Annotated in this window: 21 protein-coding genes; 13 read left to right on the top strand and 8 right to left on the bottom strand. The window is 66.8% G+C overall.

What is annotated here, in order from left to right; genetic code table 11:
• Positions 1–52: 52 nt before the first annotated feature.
• Complete coding sequence (locus VN634_03015; protein HXC49833.1) at positions 53–799, top strand: acetoacetate decarboxylase family protein; 747 nt, start codon at positions 53–55, stop codon at positions 797–799.
• A 12-nt stretch (positions 800–811) separates the two neighbouring features.
• Here the strand turns inward: VN634_03015 and VN634_03010 are convergent, their stop codons facing one another.
• The 3 genes from VN634_03010 to VN634_03000 all read right to left on the bottom strand — a co-directional run bounded on the left by VN634_03010 (position 812) and on the right by VN634_03000 (position 3,497).
• Entirely contained in the window at positions 812–1,327 is a 516-nt protein-coding gene (locus VN634_03010) for a low molecular weight protein-tyrosine-phosphatase (protein HXC49832.1), read from the bottom strand.
• Positions 1,328–1,362: 35 nt separating this feature from the next.
• Positions 1,363–2,121, bottom strand: coding sequence for a hypothetical protein (locus tag VN634_03005; GenBank protein ID HXC49831.1), 759 nt, complete (start codon positions 2,119–2,121; stop codon positions 1,363–1,365).
• Between the two features lie 128 nt (positions 2,122–2,249).
• Complete coding sequence (locus VN634_03000) at positions 2,250–3,497, bottom strand: MFS transporter (protein ID HXC49830.1); 1,248 nt, start codon at positions 3,495–3,497, stop codon at positions 2,250–2,252.
• Positions 3,498–3,726: 229 nt separating this feature from the next.
• Between VN634_03000 and VN634_02995 the strand changes: the two genes are divergently transcribed.
• Positions 3,727–4,401, top strand: a complete 675-nt coding sequence (locus tag VN634_02995; protein HXC49829.1) for a hypothetical protein — start codon at positions 3,727–3,729, stop codon at positions 4,399–4,401.
• Positions 4,402–4,923: 522 nt separating this feature from the next.
• On the opposite strand, the gene VN634_02990 is transcribed toward VN634_02995, so the two are convergent.
• Positions 4,924–5,616: an ankyrin repeat domain-containing protein gene (locus VN634_02990; protein HXC49828.1), complete on the bottom strand. Its 693-nt coding sequence runs from the start codon at positions 5,614–5,616 to the stop codon at positions 4,924–4,926.
• A gap of 136 nt (positions 5,617–5,752) precedes the next feature.
• Here VN634_02990 and VN634_02985 point away from each other — a divergent pair, with 136 nt between their 5' ends.
• Positions 5,753–6,826, top strand: a complete 1,074-nt coding sequence (locus tag VN634_02985; GenBank protein ID HXC49827.1) for a TerC family protein — start codon at positions 5,753–5,755, stop codon at positions 6,824–6,826.
• A 3-nt stretch (positions 6,827–6,829) separates the two neighbouring features.
• On the opposite strand, the gene VN634_02980 is transcribed toward VN634_02985, so the two are convergent.
• Positions 6,830–8,152 carry an aminotransferase class I/II-fold pyridoxal phosphate-dependent enzyme gene (locus VN634_02980; GenBank protein ID HXC49826.1) on the bottom strand — a complete coding sequence of 441 codons (1,323 nt, stop codon included), beginning with the start codon at positions 8,150–8,152 and terminating at the stop codon, positions 6,830–6,832.
• Positions 8,153–8,279: 127 nt separating this feature from the next.
• On the opposite strand from VN634_02980, the gene VN634_02975 reads away from it, so the two are divergent.
• From VN634_02975 to VN634_02955, 5 genes are all read left to right on the top strand, one after another.
• Entirely contained in the window at positions 8,280–8,990 is a 711-nt protein-coding gene (locus VN634_02975) for a pyridoxamine 5'-phosphate oxidase family protein (GenBank protein HXC49825.1), read from the top strand.
• A 55-nt stretch (positions 8,991–9,045) separates the two neighbouring features.
• Positions 9,046–10,149, top strand: coding sequence for a DUF1214 domain-containing protein (locus VN634_02970; protein HXC49824.1), 1,104 nt, complete (start codon positions 9,046–9,048; stop codon positions 10,147–10,149).
• Positions 10,150–10,183: 34 nt separating this feature from the next.
• Entirely contained in the window at positions 10,184–11,434 is a 1,251-nt protein-coding gene (locus tag VN634_02965) for a sulfotransferase (protein ID HXC49823.1), read from the top strand.
• A 36-nt stretch (positions 11,435–11,470) separates the two neighbouring features.
• Positions 11,471–12,250 carry an SDR family oxidoreductase gene (locus tag VN634_02960; GenBank protein ID HXC49822.1) on the top strand — a complete coding sequence of 260 codons (780 nt, stop codon included), beginning with the start codon at positions 11,471–11,473 and terminating at the stop codon, positions 12,248–12,250.
• A gap of 90 nt (positions 12,251–12,340) precedes the next feature.
• A complete protein-coding gene (locus VN634_02955; protein HXC49821.1) occupies positions 12,341–12,805 on the top strand; it encodes a YkgJ family cysteine cluster protein in 465 nt (154 codons plus the stop codon).
• A 55-nt stretch (positions 12,806–12,860) separates the two neighbouring features.
• On the opposite strand, the gene VN634_02950 is transcribed toward VN634_02955, so the two are convergent.
• Both VN634_02950 and VN634_02945 read right to left on the bottom strand, forming a co-directional pair.
• Positions 12,861–13,061 carry a hypothetical protein gene (locus VN634_02950; protein HXC49820.1) on the bottom strand — a complete coding sequence of 67 codons (201 nt, stop codon included), beginning with the start codon at positions 13,059–13,061 and terminating at the stop codon, positions 12,861–12,863.
• Positions 13,062–13,147: 86 nt separating this feature from the next.
• On the bottom strand, positions 13,148–13,876 hold the full coding sequence (locus tag VN634_02945) for a signal peptidase II (protein HXC49819.1): 729 nt from the start codon (positions 13,874–13,876) through the stop codon (positions 13,148–13,150).
• A 74-nt stretch (positions 13,877–13,950) separates the two neighbouring features.
• On the opposite strand from VN634_02945, the gene VN634_02940 reads away from it, so the two are divergent.
• From VN634_02940 to VN634_02930, 3 genes are read left to right on the top strand one after another with little or no spacing between them, the layout of a single operon-like run.
• Positions 13,951–14,811 carry an ABC transporter ATP-binding protein gene (locus VN634_02940; protein ID HXC49818.1) on the top strand — a complete coding sequence of 287 codons (861 nt, stop codon included), beginning with the start codon at positions 13,951–13,953 and terminating at the stop codon, positions 14,809–14,811.
• Entirely contained in the window at positions 14,808–15,848 is a 1,041-nt protein-coding gene (locus VN634_02935; GenBank protein ID HXC49817.1) for an ABC transporter permease subunit, read from the top strand. The genes VN634_02940 and VN634_02935 overlap by 4 nt, the downstream gene beginning before the upstream one ends.
• Positions 15,845–17,569, top strand: a complete 1,725-nt coding sequence (locus VN634_02930; protein HXC49816.1) for an ABC transporter permease subunit — start codon at positions 15,845–15,847, stop codon at positions 17,567–17,569. Before VN634_02935 ends, VN634_02930 begins: the two co-directional genes overlap by 4 nt.
• Here the strand turns inward: VN634_02930 and VN634_02925 are convergent.
• Positions 17,494–18,135 (bottom strand): YecA family protein, encoded by a 642-nt coding sequence (locus VN634_02925; protein HXC49815.1) that lies wholly within the window; start codon positions 18,133–18,135, stop codon positions 17,494–17,496. The genes VN634_02930 and VN634_02925 overlap by 76 nt on opposite strands.
• Positions 18,136–18,328: 193 nt before the next feature.
• On the opposite strand from VN634_02925, the gene VN634_02920 reads away from it, so the two are divergent.
• Positions 18,329–20,836 (top strand): sulfatase, encoded by a 2,508-nt coding sequence (locus VN634_02920; protein ID HXC49814.1) that lies wholly within the window; start codon positions 18,329–18,331, stop codon positions 20,834–20,836.
• A gap of 271 nt (positions 20,837–21,107) precedes the next feature.
• Positions 21,108–23,189, top strand: a complete 2,082-nt coding sequence (locus VN634_02915; protein ID HXC49813.1) for a pectin acetylesterase-family hydrolase — start codon at positions 21,108–21,110, stop codon at positions 23,187–23,189.
• The last annotated feature ends 4 nt before the right edge of the window (positions 23,190–23,193 follow it).

Raw genomic sequence — 23,193 nt, 5'->3', positions numbered from 1 at the left:
GCCGTGAGCTTCGCTGGCCACATCGTCCGGCGTCTGTTTTAAGCGGAGCGCAATGGCTACTGCCGCTACCGAGCGCGAAGGCGCCGTCATCCAGGGCCGCGTCGTCCCCTACCCTGTCGTCGTTCGCGAGGCCGCGTCCGCGTCGGCCACGTACCTCGTCGATGCCGCAGCAGCGCGCGCGCTGCTGCCGTGCCCCGACCTCGACGTCGTCGAGCTTCTTCCCGGCCGTGCGCTCTTCAGCCTTGCGTGCATCGACTACATCGACAACGACCTCGGCGACTACAACGAAGTGTCGTTCGCACTCTTCGTGCGCGAACGGAACGCGCCGCGCGGCATCCCGTGGCTCGGCACCGCGATCGATTTCCTGCGCGGGCGCGTCAGCACGTATATCTTCTGGCTTCCGGTCGATCAGGCATTCACGCGCGAAGCCGGCGAGACGATGTGGGGATTCCCGAAGACGATCGAGGAGATCGCGTTCGACCATGCCGGCGAAAGGGCCACGTGCCGGCTCGTCAGCGGCGGCAGGCACGTTCTGACGTTCTCGATGCCTCGCGGCGGCGCCCGCGAGCTTCCCGCAAACGAAATGACGACCTACACGCGGATGGACGGGCGCACGTGCGCGACGCGCTTCGTCTCGTCGTCACGCGGCGTCGGGTTCTCGCGCTCCGGAGTCGATCTCGTGCTCGGCGATCATCCGATGGCCGCTACGCTGCGCGGGCTCGGTTTGCCGAAAGCGCCGCTGATGGCGGTTTGGATGGAACACATGCAGGCGACGTTCGATCCCGCGCGTCCGCTGTAGTCGTCCGAAACGCTAGCGGTCCGTCGCGCGAAGCCTGCGGCTGCGAATGTCTTCGAGCAGCCCTTCGCAGGCGCTCTCCAGCATGTCGAGGACGATCTCGAATCCTTCGTCGCCGCGCGCGTACGGATCCGGCACTTCGTCGTAGCGAACGGCTGGCGCGAACGACAGCATTGCCGAGACCTGCGCGCGTTTGTTCGGCCCCGCCTGCGATTCGAGCGTCTTCAGATACGCAAGGTTCTCGCGATCCATCGCGAGGATGTAGTCGAACTCGTCGAGATCGGACACAGCCACGCGCCGTGCGCGATGCGACGAAAGATCGTATCCGCGCCGTTTCGCGGCGCGCGCCGAGCGCGGATCGGCGCCTTCGCCCACGTGGTACGCGTGGGTTCCGGCCGAGCACGACTGGATGCGGTCCGAGAGCCCGGCGTCCAAGACGAGGCGTCGGAAGACCCCTTCGGCGGTCGGAGAGCGGCAGATGTTGCCGAGGCAGACGAACAGCACGCGGACGGCGGGAGCGGATGATGACACGACGGATCTCACTTACCGCTCGACGACCGGCAGCTCTATTCGTTGGGAGCGAAATAGCCGAAGAACGCAACGCTCGGGCGAACGCCTTCGGATGCACAGATATTCTTCCCGGGAAGAAGCGTGATGGGGGGAAACGAGTAGACACCCGCACCATACGTACTGCTATTCAGCAGAATCGTCGGACAGGTGGAAAAAACATATCTTGCGGGATTCGGGGCGTCGGGGATGGAAAAGTTGGTGCAGAAATACTGCGACGGCGGCACGGCCCAGCTCGCTCCGGTCAGGACCAGAACCATCCCGCTGGGAACGGCAAACGGAACCGCCGAGTGTCCGCCCACGCTCATCGTAGCGAGCCCGCTTGCCGAGCCACACTGGCCGTAGCTTGCAGGAGTTCCCAGATAGAGAATGAGGTTGCTGCTCGGCGGACGTCCGGCTGCCGAGGATTCGAGCGTGGCGACGCGCTCGTCGAGATCGTTCAGCAACTCCGCATCGGCGGGCTCCCCGGGATCGCCTTTCGGTCCCTTGCAATCCTCGACGCTGCACGCATCGTCGCCGGACACGTCCTCTTCGGCATCGCAGACGCCGTTGTTGTCCGTGTCCCAGCAGCTGAGACCGGCGGGACAGCTCAGGTCGACCGACTGGCCAACCGAGAATTTGAGGAGCCTGAGCGCATCGCTCGTGACGACTTTGCCGTTGTTGTCGAGATCGCCACACGTGGTCGCAGTCGCTACTGAACACGTCACAGCGAGCGTGATCCCGACGTGCACGAGCAGATTGTGCAACCGTTGAACCATCCGTTGCCTCCCGAAGATCACGCTGGCGGTGAATTCGATGTCTGGGCGATCGAAGCGCAAAGGTCCGTCAACCGCCGCGTTGAAGCCAGCCCTCGCCCGCCTCTTGTCCGGAGCTCTGGCTGTCCCGCTCACGCCGTCGGCCTTTCGTCGATCGCCTCGATCGCGACCAGATCGTCATGCGAGTGGCGTGACACTTTCGGGAGAACCCACGGAAGCGCGATCGCGAGCATCGCTCCTCCGAGCCCGCCGACCAGAGCCGGTGCACGCGGACCATACGCGTCGACGAGCGCTCCGGCAGCCGCGCTCGAGACGACGCCGCCGATGCCGACTCCGATCATGTAAACGAGCCCTTGCGCGGTCGAGCGCAGCTTTCCAGGCACGACGGCTTCCACGTAAAGCGCGCTGCCGACGACGAACCCGGCGACCGCGACCCCGTGCAGCACCTGCACGTAGTAGATCGCATCGAGACTGTGCGCCGACGCGCATACCAGCCAGCGCGTGGCATCGGCCGCGATTCCGATGCCGATCAGCTCGCGGGCGCCGATCCACGACGGTGCGGCGGCCACGCCGGCGAGCAGCGGAATCTCGAATGCGAGCATCCAGATCCACATGTGGCTGACGACGTCGAGGCCGCCGCCGAGCGAACGCACATAGAGAGGAAACATCACGAGCGGACCCTGCAGGAACACGTACGTGACGAGCGTGACGGCGAGCAGCCGAGGGTACGGACCGCCGGCAAACAGCAGCCGCCAATCGCCCGACGCGGCGCGAAGCGAAACGGCACCGCCGCGCGGCAGTGCGAGCGAAATGAGCGACGCCGTCCCCATCGCGGCGCATGCGGCAAACAGCATGAGCCCGAGGTGCGGCTCCGACGCGTGCGACGCGGCGGACTCTGCGGGCGGCACGAGAGCTCCGAACGCGTGCAGCGCGGCCGGAAATCCGGCGACCGCAACAAGATAGCCGAGCGTTCCCGCCGAGCGCACGATCCCGAACGCATGGCGTCCGCGCTCGCGCAGCAGCGCCATCGAAACCGAGACCGACATCGGCATGACCGACGTCGAGAACACCGCGAGCAGCAGGGTCGCGAGCAGGACCGACCCGAACGTGCGCTCGAATGCGAGGTGCGCGTAACCGATCGATGCTCCGGCCGTAACCAGAGAGAGCATTCGCACGCGCGAGCCGCTGCGATCGGCCAGGACGCCCCACAGCGGCTGCGCAAGCAGGCCGGCGAGCGGAATCGCTGCGGTGACCAGGCCGGTCTCCTTTCCGCTCAGCCCGAGATTCTCCGAGAGGTAGAGACTGAACAATGGGAAGAACAGCCCGAGCGCAATCAGCGAAACAAACCAGTAGAGCGAAAGCACCGCAGAGGCTGGCACGCGCCCCAATAGCCGAGCGGCGTCGCAGCCGCATACCGGCGGCGTGCAGGAATCGCGTCCGGCATTCGCCGCGGATTGCGACGCGCAGCTGCTGGCGACGATTCTCCAGTGCGGGCGAGGTCAGGGCGTGCTACTAACGAGAGCGATGACGCGCGCCGGCACCACCCCGATCCGTCTGCCGGCGAGCAGATCGTCTGGCCATCGCCGCGGCCCGCGGACGTTTGCTGTCGTGCTCGCGGCTGTGCTGGCCGCGTCCGGCATCGGAATACCGACCGCTGCGCACGCGCGCCATTTCGGTTTCTTCCCGCAGGTTCCGCTTCTCGACTTCGGTCCGATCGAGGATCAGCTCGAGATCCTCGTGCGCGACCGCGAGATCCTCGCGGTCGATGCATGGACTCATGCGATCACATCGGTCGACTTGTTCCGCGGCGAATCGGTGCTGTGGACAGGCGTGCGCGGACGGGTTGCGCTGGCCATCACCGACCGCCGCGCGCTCGCAACGGTTCCGGGACTGTCGTCGTGGGCCGAGCGCGCGTTCGAGCTGCGCGAGTCGAGCCCGGAGCGGATTCTTCTCGGCGATCGCGTCGCACTGCTGGTCACCGACCGCAGGGTGTTCGGGTTCGAAGGCGTAAGCGGGAGCTGGAGCGAAGCCGGACTCGGCCCGCGCGAGGAGGTCCTGCTGGCCGACGCGGGAACCAACGTCGCTGTTGCCGTCACGCGTACGCGCGTGCTCGGTGTCGCCGCCGCACGCGGCGGTCTGTTCCAGGCCGACCTCGGAATCCGCGAGGAGGTGCAGTCGCTGCATGCGCACGGAAGTCTCGCGACGGTGACGACGCGACTGCGGCTGCTCACGTTCCGTGCTCCCGACGGAATCTGGCAGTCGACCGATCTGTCTTTCCGTTGAAATGAATGGCTATTGGTATGGGTGCTTCGAGGTCCTGAGCCGCGCGCAACCAGCCTGATTTCCACGCCCGGCCGGCGCCGAAGAAAGCGTCGAAAACGATGAGTGACTGTTACCCATGTACTCGGTCTGATTCGTTACCCATGTTCCAGTTCGCACCGACATCGCGACGACGCTTCAATAACAAAAGTGGCATACCGCCCGTGATTCGCGCCCGGCAGGACGCAACCAGATCAGTGAGCGAGGTCGACAGGACACTCTCGACCTTGCCGTTCCGCTGACGTCGCCCGACGCGGCGCGTATCCAAGCCCGACGCCGCGCGTGTATGATCCGCCAAACCCTCGGACCCGTCGCCACCGGTGCAGGTGCTCAAGACACCGATCCCCCGAGGGTGATGCATCGAACGAAACCTGGATCACATTCCCCGCGGAATGCTCGTGCGCCACGACCGCGCGGGCCGCGCTGCGCATCGCAACAACAAACCCATCGCCCGTAGCGGCATCGACATAAGCAGCTGCCCAGCCGCTACTCGTGCGCACCGTGTGCGACGAGGAAGTCGACGGTCGCCGCATCGACTCCTCGGGCCTTGGCTTCCGCCAGCGGCCGTCGGCCTTCGCGATCGACGGCGTTGACGTCGGCACCGGACTCGACCAGCAGCCGTGCGGCTGCGTCCTGTTTCTGCTTGAGCGCGAAGTGCAGCGGCGTCTTCGAGGCCAGGTCGGAGAGATTCACGTTCGCACCGCGCGCGATGAGCACGCGGATCACCTCGATCTTGCCGTCCATCGACGCGGCAATCAGCGGCGTATAACCGTACGCGTTGCGGACGTCGGGATTGGCGCCGCTGTCGATCAGCGCCGTCACCGTCTCGATAAAGCCGTTCTGCGCGGCGTAGTGCAGCGGCGCCCGGTCACTGCCGTCGAGGGCGTCGACCTTCGCGCCTTTCTTTGCGAGGAAGCGCACCATGTCGGGTTTGTTGCCCCAGACGGCCGAGAAAATCGGAGTCGCGCTGTTGCGCCCGAGCGTCTCCACGCCGTAGCCGGCGTCGATCGCACGCTCGACGCCAGCGATATCCCCAGCGCCGGCGGCTACGTGAATCGCGTTCTTCGAAACCGGCTCGGCCGGCTTTGAGCAGGAAACCGCGAGCAGAGCGGTAACGCCGGCGAGTGCGGCCATCCATTTTTCGGGAGCTGCGCTCCCGGCGCGACGATAGTGATGCATTCCAAGGACCTCGATCGGGACGCTATCGCGAGCCGCCCGGGCATGCACGGCGAATTCTCGTTGCGTGTGCGCGGGCCCGAGTTGCGAACGAGCACGCGCGTGGCTACACCGGACGCCTGCCCCTCGGATCGTCTCCATGTTCTGGCTTTACTCCGGTTTCCTCGTCCTCGTCTTCGCGCTGCTCGCGCTCGATCTTGGAGTGCTCAACCGCAAGGCCCACATCATCGGGGTCCGCGAGGCGATGGGCTGGTCGGCGATGTGGATCACCCTCGGGCTGCTCTTCACGGGCTTCATCTATGTCGCCTATGACGGACACTGGTTCGGGCTCGGGACAGCCATCGACGTCGTCGACCGCACGACGAACGACGGCGCGCGGGCGGTGCTCAAATATGTCACCGGCTACCTCGTCGAGCTCTCGCTGAGCGTCGACAACCTGTTCGTGATGGCCGTCGTTTTCTCGACGTTCGGGGTGCCGGGACTCTACCAGCACCGCGTGCTGTTCTGGGGGATCCTGGGCGCTCTCATCATGCGCGGCGGCATGATCGGCGCGGGCGCGGTGCTGATCCACAACTTCGACTGGATCCTCTACGTGTTCGGCGCGTTCCTGCTCTACACGGCGTACGGGATGCTGCGCTTCGAAATGGACAGCCCCGAGCCGCAGAACAACGCCGTCGTCCGTTTCGCGCGGCGCTTCCTGCCGGTGACCCGCCACTACCACGGCGAGAGCTTCTTCGTCCGGGCCGGCAGCGAGGCCTCGCTCCGGCCGCCGGTACCCGGACATGGGGTCCACGATCGCGACCCCGCGGTCGACGCCGCCGCTCCCGGCACGCTGATGATGACGCCGATGTTCCTCGCGCTGCTCGTCGTCGAAACCTGCGACGTCGTGTTCGCCGTCGACTCGGTGCCCGCGATCTTCTCGATCACGGCCGATCCGTTCCTGGTTTTCACCAGCAACATCTTCGCGATCCTCGGCCTCCGTTCACTGTTCTTCGCGCTCGCGGGCATGCTCAACCGCTTCCACATGCTCGAGGTTTCGCTGGCGCTCGTGCTGGCGCTGGTCGGCATCAAGATGCTTGTCGGCGAGTGGCTCGGGAAATTCTTCGGCGAGAGCTACAACCTGTACGTGCTCGGGCTCGTCGTGCTGATCCTGATCGGCGGCGTCGTCCTTTCGCTGGTCCTCCCGCAACCCGACGAGCACGACAAAAAGTAGCCGTCAGGTCGTTGCGGTCGCGCGTGCGGGAGCGAGCGCACGCGACGCATCGTCCGCGAAGCGCAACGCGTCCGCTGTCGATAGCCGCGAGACGGTCACGCGCAGCCCGGGTGCGCTGCGCACGCGAAAGCGCTCGCCGGGTGCGACGCTCCAGCCGGCCAGCGCCAGCACCTGCATTGCGTACGCTTCCTCGCGGACCGGAATCCAGAGGTTGAGGCCCGATGCTCCGGTGGCGGCAATGCCGCGTGCCGCGAGCGCATCGATGACGGCGCGGCGCCGCGCTTCGTAAGCCTTTTCCGCGCGAGCGACCGACGCGCCGACCGATGCGTCCGCCAGTGCTGCGACCACCAGGCGCTGCAGCAGCCGGCTGACCCAGCGCATGCCGACGATCTGGCGAGACTCGACCCTCGCCACGACGTCGGCGGATCCGGCCAGCAGCGCGACGCGAACGTCGGGCCCGAGCGCTTTTGCCATCGAGCGCAGGTACGCATGCCGCATTCGCCTCGGCGATCCGAGCGATTCGAGCGGCGCACCGGCCACACCGGCCGCGTGATCGTCTTCGACGAGCAGCACCGACGGATGGCGATCGAGGATGCGGCGCAGCTCGGCCGCACGCGACTTCTCGATGCGACCGCCGGTCGGATTCTGCGCGCGCGGCGTGATCACGACCGCATGCACGCCGCCGGCAAGCGCGCGCGCGAACGATTCCGGAACCGGACCGTCGGCATCGATCGCGAACGGAACCGGCACGAGCGCAAGCGCAGCCAGCAGGTCGAGAAGCCCCGCGAACGCCGGATCCTCGACGGCTACCTTGTCGCCGGCACGAAGCTGCGTCGTCAGCACGCGTTCGATGCCGTCCATTGCGCCCGAGACCACGGCAAGCGCGGGCGCTTCGACACCGTCGGCCGCAAGCAGACGGTGACCTGCGGCGTGAAGCTCGGGCAGCACGCACGGCGCGCCGTAGAGGTCGCGCGGAAACGGCAGCTCACGCAGCAGCGGCTCGAGATCGGGAAGAAGCTCGGGATCGGGATTTCCGTCGGACAGATTGATGGTACCGGCCGCGTGCGGAATCGGCAGACGCGGCGGCGCCGATTCGCGGCGGGCGATGCGCGTGCCACGCCTGCCCTGCCCCACGACGAGCCCGCGCTGGCGAAGCGTGCGGTACGCCGCGGCGACGGTCGTCGGGCTCACGCCGAGCGATTCGGCGAGCGATCGTACCGGCGGCAGCGAGGCTTCCGCCTGAAGCCGTCCCGACTGCAGCGACTCCTCGATGCTGCGCGCGATTGCATCCGCGCTGCGACCTGTGATACCTGAACGTGCCGACACAATGAATGGTTTGTAGTGTAACAAACTCCGGCGCGGTTGGCAAGCCGGAAATCCGCAGCCCGAAGGGCGAGGATCAAGACGTCCGCAGCCCGCAAGGGCGAGGATCAAGAAAGACAGGAGAAGTCCCATGAGCACCTCGACGATCACCGAATCCCCGAACCCGACCACGTATCCGGCGACCCCGCGCACGACGCTCAAGCGTCTGGCCGTGCGCGGGCGCTACGATCGCGCGGCCGTGCATGCGGTGCTCGACGAGGCCCTGGTCTGTCACGTTGCGTTCGTGGCCGACGGTTCGCCGGTCGTGATCCCGGTCGCCTACGCGCGCATCGGCGACGACCTGTACCTTCACGGCTCGACCGCCAATCGCATGCTTCGCACGCTCGCCGGCGGCGGTCCGGCGTCGATTGCGGTCACGCTGCTCGACGGCCTCGTGCTGGCACGCTCGGCGTTCCATCACTCGGTCAACTATCGTTCGGTGGTCGTGTTCGGCACCGGAGAGCGCGTGACCGATCCTGACGAGCATGCGCGCGCGCTCGCCGCGGTCGTCGAGCACGTGGTGCCGGGAAGGTCGGCGTACGTGCGCGGGCCAAACCGCGAGGAAAGCCTGCGCACGCTCGTCGTACGCTTTCCGATCATCGAAGTGTCGATGAAGGAGCGCATGGGCGGGCCGGTCGACGACGAGGAAGACTACGACCTCGGGATCTGGGCCGGAACGATCCCGCTGACGACGGTCTTCGGTGCTCCCGTCGACGATCCGCTGCATGCTCCACGCGCCGAGCCGCCGGAGCACGCACGAAGCTATCGCCGCCCGTCCGTGAACGGCGCCGTCCCCGAGTAACCGTGCGCTGCGGTCTGGCCACTGGCGCGCCCCGTCGCTATGGTCCGCCGCAGCAATGTCCGGGGAGAGCGATGCAGCGTCCGTCGTCGAAAGCGGCCGCCTTTGGGAAGAGTTCTGCGATGCGCTGAAGGACGCCGGCAAGATCGTCGCGTGCGATCTTGCCGGCGATCCGCTCGACCGCGCCGAGGGCTACCGTTACCTGACGAGGCTCACGCGTCTTGCGCTCGAGAAATTCCTCGAGCATGCCGATCCGCTCGCGCCGACGTTCTACCGGCTCAGCCATGAGACGGCCAAGATCGGCTGCGACAATCCCGACAGCTTCTACCAGAACGCCGCCATCGACGGCTCGTGCGAATATCGCCTCTACGGAACGCGCGGCACCATCGCGTATCTGGGCATCGGTGCGTATTACGGGCACTACGGATCGAGCGCGCGCTCGGGCTGCAGCGACTATCTCGAAAGCACGCGCATGAAGGTCGGGCCCGACGGCCGCCTCGAAATCATCCTTTCCGCCAGGCCGCATCCGGGAAACTGGATTCGGCTCGAGCCCGATTCGTCGATGCTGATCGTGCGGCAGAATTTTCTCGACCGCAGCACCGAGACCATCGCCGACCTCAAGCTCGAACGCATCGGCGCCGACGGCCCGCCCTCTCCTCTTACCAGCGAGCGGCTGGTCGCCGGCCTTCGCGGCGCGGGCTCGTACGTAGCCGGAACGGCGCGACTGTTCGCCGACTGGGCGCGCGCGTTTCGCACGCGGCCGAACCGCATGCTCGCGCTCGATCCGAAAGTGACCGGCGGCGCGCACGGCGATCCCAATATCTTTTTCTACATGGGATGGTGGCAGCTCGCGCCGAACGAAGCGCTCGTCATCGAAGCCACGCCGCCCGAATGCGAATACTGGAACTTCCAGCTCAACAACGTCTGGATGGAATCGCTCGACTACCGCTACCTTCCCGTCTCGACCAACAAGCACACCACGCGCTATCGCAGCGACGGATCGTTCCGCATCGTGATCTCGGCGGAGAACCGCGGCTTCGCGAACTGGATGGACACCGGCTCGCACCAGCGCGGCACGATGGGCCTGCGCTGGATCAAGGCGAAGGACCATCCGCAGCCGTCGGCGCGTGTCGCGCTTCTGTCCGAGCTCGAGCCCGACTGACGACAGAGCGGCCGAGATTGCGAAATCTGCCACGATGACGACCGAGCGCGACCAACGCCTGCCCGTACGCCTGCTGAACGCGGCCGCACGAACGCTCGAGAAGCTCGGCCGCCGCCGCAAGGGATTCGTCGAATCCGAAGAAGCGATGGTAGAGGCCGCGAGCAAGGCCGCCGGCGGCGGGACCGATCTTGGCGCCGACGACTATCGCGACGGCCTGTCGGTGCTGCTGCGCGCGTACGACGAAGAGTCGCGCCTGAATCCGTTCGGGCGCTGGATGGTCACGCAGCAGCTCGTCGGGCTTTTCCGCGGACGCCTCGAGTGCGAGCGCTGGCGGCGCGAGCGGCCGGAGATCTTCGGCAGTGAAATCCGCCGTCCGATCTTCATCCTCGGTCTGCCGAGAACCGGAACGACCGCGCTGCATGCGCTGGTCGCGCAGGATCAGGCCAATCAGGCGCTCGAATACTGGCTCGGCGCCTCGCCGAAACCGCGCCCGCCGCGGGAGCAGTGGGACAAGGATCCGCGCTTCAAGCAGGCCGCGCAGGGCCTCGGCCTTTCGTACTGGCTCGACCCGCGCCTGAAGGCGATCCACCTTCTGACCGCCGACGGTCCGGAAGAATGCCGGCTGCTGCTGCAGCATACGTTTCGCGACGACAGCTTCGAGTGCAACGCGACGATTCCGAGCTATTCGGCGTGGTACGACTCGTGCGACATGAAGCCCGCGTACCTTCGCCATCGCGACCTTCTGCGCCTCGTCGGCGCAGGCGATCCGGACCGGCGCTGGGTGCTCAAGTATCCCGCGCACCTGCGCTGGCTGCGCGAGATCCTCGACGTGTATCCCGACGCGTGCATCGTGCAGACCCATCGCGATCCGGCGCGCGTGCTGCCGTCGCTGTGCAGCCTGATCGCCGGCTGGCGCGGCATCTACGAGGACAATCCCGACCGGCGCGCGATCGCGCAGTGGGTCGTCGAGCTTTACGCAACGACGATGGAGAACGCGATGGCCGCGCGCCGCGAGCTCGGCGAGCACCGCTTCTTCGACGTTCCGTTTCGCGAGACCGTCGGCGATCCGGCGACCGCGGTCGGCAAAGTCTACCGGCACTTCGGCATCGACTATCCCGAGGCGACCGAAGCGCGCCTTCGCGAGTGGCACCGCACGCACCCGCAGCACAAGCACGGCGAGCACCGCTACAGCGCCGCCGACTTCGGCCTCGTGCCGGCGGCGATGCGCGAGCGCTTCTCGAAGTACATCGAGCATTTCGCAATCGAGCCGGAAGACGCGGCCTGACGCGCCGGCGCAGATACACAGGACTGGAGAACACCCATGCTGCTCAAGGATCGCGTCGCCATCGTTTCCGGCATCGGCCCCGGCCTCGGTCAGGCCATCGGACGCGCGCTCGCGCGCGAAGGCGCGGCGGTGGTGCTCGCGGCACGCAGCGCCGATTCGCTCGAGACGCTTGCCGGCGAGATTCGGGCGGCCGGCGGCCGCGCGCTGCCGGTTGCCACCGACATTTCGGACACCGCGTCGTGCCGCAACGTGGTCGAAAAAGCGCTCGCCGAGTTCGGCAAGGTCGACGTGCTCGTCAACAACGCGTACCACCCCGGCACCTACGAGCGCATCGAGACCATCGACCTCGACACGTGGCGTCCGCCGTTCGAGGTCAACGTGCTCGGATCCCTTCGCCTGTCGCAGGCCGTCGTGCCGTCGATGAAAGAGCGTGCGGCCGGCTCGATCGTGATGATCAACAGCATGTCGATGCGCCGGATGATGCCGATGTTCGGCGGCTACGCCGCGTCCAAGGCCGCGCTCAACGCCGCAACGCAGACGCTTGCGCTCGAGCTCGGCGGCTACGGCATCCGCGTGAACTCGGTGGTGCCGGGATACATCTGGGGACCGCCGCTCGAGCGCTACTTCGAAGGCGAAGCCGAGCGCGCCGGCACGACGCCCAAAGTCATCTACGACGCGGTCGCCAGCGAAACCGCGCTCAAGGCGATCCCGACCTCCGAGCAGATCGCCGAGAGCGTCGTCTTCTTCGCATCCGACATGTCGACGATGATCACCGGCCAGTCCCTCGACGTGAACGCCGGCCACTGGTTCTGGTAAAGGGGTGTAAAAATGTACCAGGTACATTTTCGCAAGTACGCGAAATTGCGCCTGTCCCCTTTCGCCTGCCCGTGATACGGATTGCCGCTGATGCGCGGACACGAGGACATCGAGAAAATCTACGCCGAGGCCGAGGCCTCGCTGCCGGCGCGTAACTGCACGAGAACGACGCGCTGCTGCCGCTTCGTCGAAACCGGCCGCGAGCCGTACGTGACGCGGGCCGAAACCGATTACCTGTTCGCCGTGCTGCGCTCGACCGGACGCCGCCTGCCGCCGCCGCGCAGCGACGGCGCGTGCCCGTTCCTCGACCGCGACGAAAAGACCTGCTCGGTCTACGAAGGCCGGCCGTTCGGTTGCCGCACGCATTTCTGCCGCGAAGCCGGAGGCGCCGTCACGGCCCAGGAGCTGCGGCCGAGCCTCGACAAGCTTGCCGCGCTCGACGAAAGCCTCGGAGGCGAAGGCCCGCGTCCGCTGACGCGGGTGCTCGACGGAATCCTGCGCGCGCAGCAGACGCGTGTGAAGAAAAAGTGGATCCCGCGGCGTCCTCCGAAGTAAACGCCTCGCCCGAATCCACTCGTCTGCTTCTTTGCGTGCTCGATGCTGCCTGCGGTTATTTGTTGTGCGGAACCGTGACCGGCGGTGTCTGCGGCTCCGGAGCCGGTGCTGCCGCTTCGGTTGCGGGCGATTCGACGTTGGTTCGCGACTTCATGCCTGCGTAGTAGCTGGCCCACCACAATCCGAACACCGTGCCGATGACCGAGATCCCGACGAAGATCGCTATCGCCAGTTGAAATTCGGGCTTGTTCTTCATCCGGGACTCCTTTGCGGCCTTCGGACCCGCCCCCGACTGTTAACCGGTTCACCGCCGAAGGAGCAAGCTGGTTTGTTTCGTGTTCCTCAGCCGAGTGCCGTGCGTGTGCGCAATCTGCGCGAGATCAGCGCCGACGCCGGCCACGCGAGAAGCATCAGCGGAAACAGGAACAGGTAGATGTCGGCAAAATTGATCACGCCGAACGACGCCCCGTCTGAGAGCGATCCGAGCGGCACGATGAGAAAATCGACTACCTCGTAGGGTGGATAAACGTACGAAACCGCGTTGGACAGAGATCCGGCCGCAAGCAGCGTGAACGCTGCACGCGCAATCGGCGCGCTCGAAGCAAAATAAAACGCGAGGCTCACCGCGAGCACGGCAAGACGAATGGTCGCAACGATCATGCTGGCCGGAAGCGGAATGTGCGACAGCGGCGCGGCGATTGCCTGCGCGGCGAACGCAACGCCGAGAAACACCAGCAGGCCGGCGAAGACCTGCCATCCGAACGCGATCGATGACGCGCTCAGTCGCACGATCGCACCGGCGAACACGATCAGACCGGCTGCCAGCAGCACCGTGTAGGCCGGATTGGCCGTCACGCGGCCGATTCCCTCGACTCCTCCCATGACTCCCCATTCGTTGACGGCCAGATAGAGCCGCACTCCTGGCAGCAGCGTGACCGCCCGGCCGTCGGGCAGGAAATGAAACGCCGCAACCTTGCTGGCGACATCGGCGGCGACGAGCGCGGCGAGAAACCGGTGACGCTCGAGCGCGGACAGGACGCGTCGCGCAAAACTGCTCGCCGGCCTCCTCACGGGCCTGATGAATGGAAATCGCATCGGGGAGCCGATGATGTCAGCGGAAGGCGGTGGCGCAACTTCGCGGCGCCATGCCCGTATTTTCGTCGCACACCGACTGGGATGGGACGCGTCTGCCCGCTACACTCGCGCAAATGCTCGTCACCGAAGATCTTGCACGCTCATTTCTCGACGGCTCGCGGGGGCGCGTCGAAGCGGTCCGCGGCCTTACTCTTCGCGTCGATACCGGAGAGATCTACGGCCTTCTGGGCCCCAACGGCGCCGGCAAGACGACTACCCTGCGCCTGTTCGCGACACTGCTGCGACCCGAACGCGGCCGCATCGAGATCGACGGAATCGATGCCGTCGACGATCCGGTCGGCGCACGTTCCCGCCTCGCCTATGTTCCGGCCGAAGCCGGCCTGCCCGAGCGCCTCACTCCGATCGAGACCGTGCAGCTGTTCGGCGAGATCCAGGGCATCCACGACGCCGGCCGCCGCGCCGCCGACCTGCTCGAGCGTCTCGGCGCGGCCAACTATGCGCGCACGCCATGCTCGTCGCTGTCGACCGGCATGAAAAGACGCGTCGTGCTGGCGCGCGCGCTCATCCACGATCCGCCGCTGCTGCTTCTCGACGAGCCGACCGACGGCCTCGACGTGGGTGGACGCCGCGACGTGCTCGAGCTCGTCCGCGGCCTCGCCGGAGAAGGCCGCGCGGTGATCGTATCGTCGCACATCATGGGCGAGGTCGAGGCCCTGTGCTCACGCATCGGCGTGATGTCGGGCGGGCGCATCGTCGCCGAAGGCTCGGTGGCAAGCCTGCTGTCGTCGACCGGGACGCGCGAGCTCGGCGACGCGTTCCTCCATCTTACTCGCGACAACGCAGCGCCGGCTCGCGATAACGCAGCCCCGCCTCGCGATACCGCGTCGCCGACCCGCGAAAACGCCGCGTGAGCATCGCCGACGATCCGCAGGAAGCCGGCGCTCGCCGCGGCAGCATGGGTCTGCCCGCGGTGCGCATCCATCCGTCGAACCTTCGCGCGCTCGCCGGAATGTCGGTCGCGATCATCGTGCGCCTTCTGCGCGAAGGGCTCGTCGTGCGCGCGCTCGCGTGGCCGGGGCTTCTGACGGCGCTGTCGATGTTCATCTCGGCATCGGTGACGATCGCGTGGAGAAGCAATCCGGTGATCTACGTGAGCGATGCGTCGGTCGTCGAGCCGCTCAAGGCCGCCGATTTCCAGGTCTTCGTCGTCGACGATCCCGAGGCCACGCTCAAGGACGGACGCGCCGAGCGCGCGGTGTGGCGCGAAGGCGACAAGCTCGTCCTCGGCGTCACGTGGGGCGGCTCGCTCAGCTACAAGGCCGAGTCGGTGCTGCGCAACCTGACCAACGAACGCTGGCGCCTCGAAGTTCCTGCGCCGCAGAAACGCCGGCGCGACAACGTCGAGCTGCGGCCCGTCACCGGGCTTCTCGCCGGCGTCGTCGCGCTCTTGTTCACGCTGTACGGCGTGGTGATCGGCGCCGGCTCGCTGTACCGCGACCGCTCGAGCGGCGTGCTCGAATCGGATCTCGCACTGCCGGTGCCGCGCTGGATCCATGCCGCTGCGAGGATCGTCGCGCTTGCGGCAGTGCTCGGCCCTGCCCTCATCGTCAGCCTGTTCATCGTCGACGGCCTGCTGCCGATCTATCGGCTCTACCACTGGATGTTCGCCGGCTTCTTCGCTGCCGTGCTCGGCGGCACGCTCGGCGTCGTGCTGATGGCGCGTGCCAACTCGGTCCGCGGCTTTTCGGGACCGCTCTCGCAGGCGCTGATGGTCAGCATGGGCCTGATCTCGCTCGGTTACTGGAGTCCGGCCGTCGGACGCTTCCTTCCGCTGATGTCGCTCGGCTCGTCGTTTTCCGGAAATGCGGCGTCGCTGTGGATCGTACCGGTCGCCGTGCTGATCGCCGCTGTCGTCTCCGTCGATTTTCACCGCCGTGAGTTAGTGTGAGCCGCCGGCCACTGCTCAGAATCGGGCGTCTGCTGTCGGTTGCGCGCTACGAAGTTCGCAACCACATGAGCGGCCGTCCCGCGCTCAAGCTGCTCGGCGTTGCCGCCGCGCTTCTGCTTCCGGCCGGAGCGATCCCGACGCCGCGCATCCGGCCGCCGGCGCCGCCTCCGGTCGTCGTGCAGGCCGACCCCGATCTTCTCGGACCTCCGCGGCCGCCGAAGATCGCCGCCATCGGCGAGATTCCGGTCGCGCTCGCCGATCGATTCGAAACCGCCGACCGCGCGAACATCGAGTTGCACGGCGAGAATCCGCTGATCGTGCGCGCCGTCGACCTGTCGCCCGAGACGCGCGCCGCGCTCGAGACGCTCGACGGGCCGAAGCGTTTCGAAACGCGCAACTTCGTCCTGCCGGGTCGCCTGCCCGGACGCTCGCTGCTGATCGCGATCCTTGCGATCTCGCTGCTGACGGGACCGCTTGCCGATGCGCTCCCGGGCGAACGCGCGCGCCGGACTCTCGAAGTATTGCTCACGGCCGGAATCACCCGCGGCGAGCTGATCGGCGGCAAGTGGCTGGCGTGGACGGCGTCCGCAACCTTGACCGCATTCGTCGCGGCCGCCGTGGCGTGCTGGCGCGGCGTGCAGGCTCCCGGATGGTGGCTTCTCGGCCTGCCGATGTTCATCGGTTCCGCTGTTGCCTTCGGACTGTGGCTCGTGCGCCTCGTCGACGACGTGGTCGGCGGCTCGGCGGCGCCGATGCGCGTGCTGCCGGTTGCCGCCGGCGCGATGGCCGCACTGTCGCGCGCGATCTCCGGAACGAGCCCGGTCGCCGCAGCGGCAATTCCACTCGGCGGCCCGCTGCTGATCGCCGCCGATCTGTATTCGTCGCCGGGTCAGATCGTCGCGGCCTCGGTCAGCACGGCGCTGTTCATCACCGCCGTGCTGACGAAGACCGGACGCGAGCTCGACCGCATCGATACGTACTCGTCGCCGACGCGTTGGGGCGCGGCGGGCCTGACCGCCGTCGCGATCCTGCTGTGGTGGCTTACGGTCGGCGGTCCCGGAGTGTGGGGAGCCGGCAGCGGCGGCGTCGCGACCGACCTGATCACGCCGACCGTGCATTCGATGATGGTCGGAGGAATGGCGCTGGTTTCGTGCGCGCTGATCGCGCTCGTGCGCGAGCCGCAGCAGAAAGCCGTCGAAAGGACGCGCGTGCGCCACCGCGTCCCGCCGGTGCTGTTGATCTCGCTCGTCGCGGCGGTCCTCGGAGCGAGCGGCCCGCTGCCGAAGCTCGACCTGTCGCCGGTCCTGCCGGCCGTCGACCTGATGCTGTCGCGCCTGCGCGACGCCGCGGTGCCGTCGACCATGTTCGTGTCACTCGCGGCGGCGGCGTGCGCCGTGATGTCGGTGTTCGGCCAGGTGGTGCTGTTTCGCGGCGTCGTTGCGACGCGGCTCGGATGGATCACGGCGAGCGTGCTGTGGTGCGTTGCCGTCAGCCCGTGGGCGCCGTGGTCGGCACTGGCTGCTTCGCTTTCGCTCGGTGCGCTCGCCGAATGCTACGGATGGACGGCCGCGTTTCTTGCGCAGCTGCTGTGGTCGCTGGTGGCCTCGAGCGGCTTCGGAACGGAAGGAGTGGCTTCGCTCGCGATTCAGATGATCGCGCTGGCAATTGCCTCCGGAGTGTTGAGGGTCGTGCGCGGGGTTCCGAGCCGCCACCAGTTGTAGGCGGCAAGCACCGCCGACGGCAGCATCTCTTCGAGCTCTTCTTCGTCGGCATCGTCTTCGAGACGGCGCCCTTCGGCTTCGAGCACCGCACCGAACCTCGTCGACAGCGCGATGATCGGACACAGGATCCGGCGCATGGCCGGATCCTCTTCGATGTGCTCGACCCACGGACGGGCCTTCAGATCGAGCCCGACGAGAAATCCGTCACACCACGAGCGCGCCGAAACCTGCTCGCACGTTCCCGGGAACGCGATCAGCGGCACGTAGTTCTCCTGATTGGTGGTATCGAACAGCGAGCGCGCAATCTCGTTGCTCATGCGCATGACCACGGCGACCATCGCCGAGCCGATGCGCCCTTTGGATCGCTCGACGTCGCCGCCGAAGACCACCGGAAGCCACGTGCGCGGAGGCAGCGGTCCGGGAACGCAATGCAGCGACGTCAGGAATCCATGAAGCTGCTCGAGACCGAGCGCAGGCCTTCCGCAGGGTCGTTCGACGAGGAAGCCTGCGAGCGAAAACAATTCGTCGTCGCTCGGAGGATCGGTAAGTCCGGGGCGTGCTCTCACGGGGCCGCATGATGCAACGGGCATCCGCGCACGATCAACCACAAACTGCGGATTCCGACGAATCCGTAGAATCGGCATTTTTTGCGTTGCGAAGCCGGATTGCTGCGAGAACAGCGGCAGACGCGCGATCCGCGCGCCGCAATACGCGTCCCCCCGATTCGACTAGCGGCCGCTTTTTCCCTAGCTACGCGCCGTGCGCGTCGTTTACAGGCCAGGATCGGCGCGGATTGCACTTTTTCCGGTCGCTGCGGTTCTGCTCGCCGCGACGGCGTGTCCCGCGCGCGGCGATCTCGACGACGCGGCACTGATCCAGGCGGCAGCAAGCGAGGCCGCGTCGCAAAGCCGCCTGCTCGCCGAAAAGGCAGGCCCCGGCTACCAGGCTCAGGCTCTCGAGAAGATCCGCCGCTCGTGCGCGTCGCGCGGCGTCGTGCGGCTCGACGAGATCGAGCCGGCGAGCGTGAAGTCCGAGGCGGCCGCCGCCGGCAGCCATGCACTTTACGAAATCGATTTTCGCGCGCACCCAGCGACGGCCGGCGCTGCGACGGCGCGCATTGCCGGCGCAGGCAAACAGAAACAGGACGAGTACACGCTCGACGAACGCGGGCTCGAGCTTCGCGGCGGGATTCGGACGGAGGACGCATTCGCGATTGCCCGCGACTCGATCGGCACGATCGAGATCGAGATCGAGACTTCGGCGCGCAGCTACGTGCTGGTCGGCTGGAGCAGGAAGGCGGACACTCCCCGCATCAAGCGCAACAGCGCACGCATCGAGCTCGTCGGCGACGGCCGCGTGCATACATACTCGATCGACGCCGCGAGCAGCCTCGCCCGCGGCCTTGCCAACGGCGAATCGGTGCGCCGCTGGTTTCTCACTGCGCATGCGGACAAGCCTATCATCGTGCGCAGCTTCCGGGTGCTGGCGCGCTCGGCGCGTTTTGAATCGAGACCGTGGGGAACGGCCCATGAACAGCTCGGCGAGGAGCTGCGAAGCGTCCTTTACATGCGCGCGACGACGACGCTCGAGTTCGATGTCGCGGTACCGTCGGACAGCCCCGTCTTCGAAACCGGCCTCGCGCAGACCGGGGCCCAGGATCAGGTGCGGGTCGAGGTCGCCGTAACCGACGGCCGAGCGCGCACGGCCGTCCTCGAACGTCCGGCCGGCAGCGCAGCGTGGGCCGACGTCTCGATCGACATGAGTCGCTGGGCCGGCCGGCGCGTGCGCTTGTCACTCACCGTGCACGCACGAGGCGACGCAGTCGTGCTGTGGAGCTCACCGGTCGTGCGGCCCCGGTCGAACGACGATCGCACCGAAGCGTTCTTCCTGATTCTCGAGGATGCGCTGCGCGCCGATCGCCTGTCCGTCTACGGCGGGCCGGTCGCGTCGCCGGCGCACGAACGCGTCGCCGCCGGCGGTGCCGTCTTCGAACGGGCTTTCTCGCAGGCCACGCAGACGCGCGCATCGGTGTCTTCGCTGATGACGTCGCTGCTGCCGAGCGCGACCGGCGTGTGGGATTTTTCCGATTCGCTGTCGGAGAGCTACGTGACGCTCGCCGAGGCGCTGCGCGCGTGCGGCTTCGCGACGGCGTCGTTCCTGCAGAACGGCAATGCCGGCGTTTATGCGGGCCTTGCGCAGGGATTCGACGTGGTGTTCGACGAGCGCAGCTCGGGCTCGCGGGCCGCGGATCTGGTGCGGAGCGGCGGACCGCTCGACCGCTGGGTTTCGCGCCAGCGCGGCCGCCCGTACTTCGCGTACGTGCACATCCTCGATCCGCACGGGCCGTACGATCCCGAGCCGCGACCGCCTCTCAACCTCTCATTGGAAGCGGGCTTGCCTGCCGCGTCCGGCGCAACGCTTCGCCGCGATCCGTCGCTCGACGCCGCATGGCTCGAGCATCCGACCGCGAGCGCGCGGCGCGCGCTTTACGACGCGGAAGTCGCGTCCAACGACCGTGCGCTCGGCACCCTTCTCGACCACCTCGATGCGCGCGGCGATCTCGCGCGCGCAACCATTGCCGTCATCGCCGACCACGGCGAGTATCTCGGCGAACACGGCGGCATGTGGCGGCATCATCCGCCGGCGCACGTCGAAATCGCGCGCGTGCCGTTTCTTCTTCGTGCACCGGCTGCGAAGCTGCATCCCGCCGCTCGTCCAGCATTGCTGCACGCGCCGGCAGCGCCATCGCGGCGCATTCGCGAACCCGTCGCTCTGCTCGACGTTGCGCCGACGCTGCTCGAGCTCGCGCACGTCGATGTCTCTACGCTCGTCGTCCATGGAACGTCGCTTCTGCCCGTGCTCGCCGGCAACGACGCAGCGGTGCGCGCAATCGTCGCCGACGAAATGAGCTTCGAAGACGGCGAGCGGCGCGCGCGCGGCTGCGGTTCGTTCGCGACGCCGAACGCACTGTGGCTGCTGTCGTGTACCCGCGACGAAGACTTTTCACCGGACCGCCTTCTCCCGGCCAGAGCCGGAAAGGCGACCGCGCTGCGGCGCATCGACCTCGTACCCCCGAGCTTCGGCGTCGAAGCGGCGGCCGCACCGGACTTGCTCAAAACAGTCGACGAGACGGCCCGCCGCGGTCTCGAGGAAATCCAGACCGAAGGGCTGCGCGCCTGGCGGCAGATGATGGGCGGACAGGCACAGAGAATCCCGAACGAACCCGCTGTGAACGAGCGCCTGCGAGCACTCGGCTACGCAGAATGACGCAGTGCGCACCGCCGTCGCGGAAAGTTCCGCCCATCGTCTCGTGAAACGTGCATTCAGCAATGACGCGGCGCGCGCGATGTTCGCGCAAACAGATTGCGTTCCGAGTGCAAGGTCTTCGTTGACTTCGGTCTGGGCCGAAGCCTAACTTTCGCCGGTAATCTGGGGACGCGCGGCACAGGGTCGCGCTGGGCAACCTGCCTTCAACGGCTTTCTTCAAGCGAGGTTCGAAATGCATTCATTGATTCGTCGATCATCTGCGACGACCGCCATGCTCATTGGCTGTCTCGCCATGGCATCGGCCGCGCAGGCTGGCGGTTTCGCCGGCGACGCCTGCGTCGCGAAAAAACAGGCCGCTGCCGGCAAGTACGCAGCATCGGTCGTCAAGGCGTGGGTCGGCGAGCCCGACGACGCCGCCGCTCGTAACGAGAAGATCACAAAGGCCGTCGAGAAGCTCGACAAGGCCTGGACGAAGGAAGAGACGAAAGCGGCCGGCAAAGGATCGGCGTGCAACGAGTCGACCGCGACCTCGCTGCAGGTCGAGACGCTCATCGACGGCGTGATCACACCGATCGGAGCCGATTCCACGCTGTCGCAGCTCGGCGACTACGCAAAGGACGCGACCAAAGCCCAATCGAAATATTTCAAGGACAAGACCAAGGATCCGGGCAAGGTCACGCTCACGGCCGCGATGGCCGACGCCAGCACCGAGAACCTTGCCGGCGCGTCCGCCAACGTGATTGCCGGCGCGACGGCTGTCGTTGACGGCATCGTCGAGCAGACCACCACCGCGCCGAACTACCCGACGACGTTCCAGACCATCCAGCCGAACATTTGCGCCGGCGGCGTCTGCGGCGGCACGGACAGCGCGTGCACGACCAACGCCCAGTGCGGAACGATCGTCTACCAGAAGAAAGAGCTGCAGCCGATCTGCATCGACGGCGACCCGTACATGTACTTCGCCCGCAAAGGCACGACCAACAACGTGCTGATGTACTACCAGGGCGGCGGAGCATGCTGGAGCGACACTTCGTGCAACCACATTCCGCCCAACGGCGCGCCGACCAACAGCATCTGCTCGCGCACGGCCGACGCGAACGACAATCCCGCATTGTCGACGACCGGTTTTGCGAACTACAACAATCCCGACAACCCGTTCAAGGACTGGAACGTCGTCTTCATTACCTACTGCACGTGCGACGTGCACTGGGGTGAGAACAGCGCCAGCTACGGCTCACAGCATTACGGGCGCTCCAATGCGGCCGTGGTCGAGAAGTTCGCACGAGAGCACTTCGTCAATCCCGACCGCGTGTTCGTGACGGGATCGAGCGCCGGCTCCTACGGCGCGATCATGAACTCGTACTTCCTGATGCGCGACGTGTGGCCGAACTCCGACTTCGCCGTCCTCGGCGACGCGGGCGTCGGCGTCATCACCAAGCAGTGGCTCGACAGCTACATCGACAACTGGGGTGTCGCGAACAACTTCCCCGCGGATCTGGGGCTTGCTTCGGATGACCCGAAGGACCTGTCGCTGGTCGACCTGATCGACGGCCTTGCCGACCACTTCACGAACGCACGTTTTGCGAACTACGACAGCTCGTACGACGGCGGAAGCGGCAGCCAGTCGAACTTCTTCCAGGTGATGCGTTATCCGACACCGCCGGACATCAACATCATCAGCAACTGGGGCAACTACCAGGAGTCGACCTGCGACTGGAACGCCTGCATGCGCCAGTTCAAGGGTGAGAACGCGTCGCGTGCGACCAACTACCGCTACTTCACCGGCGCCGGCTCGCGTCACACGATCTTCGGTTCCGACAAGGTCTACACGGAGCTCAAGAGCACGGACGCGCTCGGCAACAGCCAGACGTTCGCCGAGTGGGTGCAGGCGATGATCGACGATTCGCCGGCGTGGGTGAACATGGACTGCGCCAATCCGGACGGCGCCGAGGGCAGCGACTGCAACCTGTCGAACACCTGCCAGGGCGGCCAGAACGCCGGCCTGACGTGCACGAGCAGTGCGGAGTGCGCTCCGAAGACGTGCGTGCGCGGGACCAACGACGGAACCGTCTGCGTCGACGACACGGCATGCACCGGCGGCGGCGTCTGCCGCGGCAGCTGCGAGTTCGATCCGGATTCGGGCACCGCACCGTACGCCAACAACGATACGGTCACGTGCGCGCCGACGACGTGTCCGTGCGGCACCGCGAATGCGCGGTGCTACGGCGGAGTCCACGCGGGCGCTTCGTGCGATCCGTCGAAGCCGCTTGGCGGGAAGGAAGACTGCAAGAACGTTCCGGGCGACGTCAACGAGGTTGGATCGTGTTCGTACGTGAACTGCGCAGCCCCGTGATCTG

It is taken from the genome of Candidatus Limnocylindrales bacterium (assembly GCA_035571835.1).
Taxonomy (GTDB): Bacteria; Desulfobacterota; Binatia; order UBA1149; family CAITLU01; genus DATNBU01.
This window is presented reverse-complemented; position numbering and strand designations above follow the sequence as displayed.